Origin of the sequence: Candidatus Cyrtobacter comes (assembly GCF_034470605.1) — a bacterium.
Lineage (GTDB): Bacteria > Pseudomonadota > Alphaproteobacteria > Rickettsiales > Midichloriaceae > Cyrtobacter > Cyrtobacter comes.
Genome location: NZ_JARGYT010000134.1, coordinates 1 through 1,334, shown reverse-complemented (window position 1 = coordinate 1,334; position 1,334 = coordinate 1). Strand labels below are relative to the sequence as shown.

The following is a 1,334-nucleotide window of genomic DNA, read 5'->3' as shown; positions in this document are numbered from 1 at the left end:
GAAAATTTGTTGAGGATAATATTAATAGTTGTTTGATCCTGGAGCATTAATCAATGGAATGAAAAGTTACTCTAAGGAAAATTTATTTCATTTAATTCTTTCAAATTCCCATCTCGTACAGACTCGGGTAAGACAAAAGAAAATTTATCCAAAATGTTAATATGTTTGGGGTCATGAGAGAATTCGGACTTTTTAGCACGCTAAGGAATTTCTATAATTATACTGTTATTTGGTAATAACTTCTCAAATTTTGCGTAAATCTCATCAATTTTTGATTGATCTTTCTCTGGATTTTCAATCCATCCTTCAATGAGGGCAATTTTGTCGTTCTCCTTAATTTTGTGATAATTATCAAAGAGAAACGCTTCTAAGTGATTTGGAAATCCATATCCTTCAAGTTTAGAAAGATTGGCAATATCGTTATCGTCTTTACCATCTTTATCAAATAGGGCAAAACATTTGATACCTAGTTCATCATATATTTCATAAAATCTACTGATATTATCTTTTCCTGTGCACTCAACAATTGAAATATTCAAATCTTCAATAGTTTTACCTTTGTTTTTAGTTTTGATAATATATTGCAAAAATAGTAAATCAGTATACCCCTCAACTAAAAACACAAAGTCAGCAAAAAATGCGTTATTAAAAGATATTTTATTACCTTCAGTTGATTGTTGCTTCTCTGTTAGCTTTCCAGCTTTGCTAGTTACTTTACATTTTGTGCCATCTGAATCATTTTTATAAAAGCGTCTAATCTCATTTGAACTCTCATAAGATAAAAATTCAGATGAGTGTGTTATATAGAAGATTTGTGCATTATTCGAAAGATTTTTGAGTACATTGTATAGGCTCTTTTTTGCATGTGGGTGTAGATATAACTCTGGTTCATCTATAAAAATAGGATTCACATCAGTTCCTTTAAATGTAGCCAAAGCTCTAAAACATGCAATAATAAAAGAATTCTGAACACCACTCCCTTCATTTGCCAGATTTACTTCTTTATCATTATAGAATTCCAAACTCTTTAGAAAGTGATGCTCATCATATAAACTAAATTTAGCTTCAATACCTTTCTTATCAATTTGAGTACAAAACTCTGTATTTACTTTTTGTTTAAAATCACGAAATTTAGCATCTTTTAGCAAAATATCCATTGCCTCCTTCATCTTTTTAGTAAACTCCTCTTTCGTTGCCTGCTTAAAAAAGTTAGAATCATAAAAATATTTACCAAGCAGACTCCATCCATTTGTTGGCATTATAGATTTTATAGTTCTGTCAGATCCAAGATAATTTATTTTGTATTTGTTACGCTCTTCATTTTTTGGTTTTTT

1 protein-coding gene is annotated in these 1,334 nt (G+C 29.6%); it reads right to left on the bottom strand.

The annotated features are described in order from the left end of the window. Positions 1-200: 200 nt before the first annotated feature. A partial coding sequence (locus Cyrtocomes_RS06010) for an ATP-dependent nuclease (RefSeq protein ID WP_322498281.1) occupies positions 201-1,334 on the bottom strand: 1,134 nt, incomplete at its 5' end.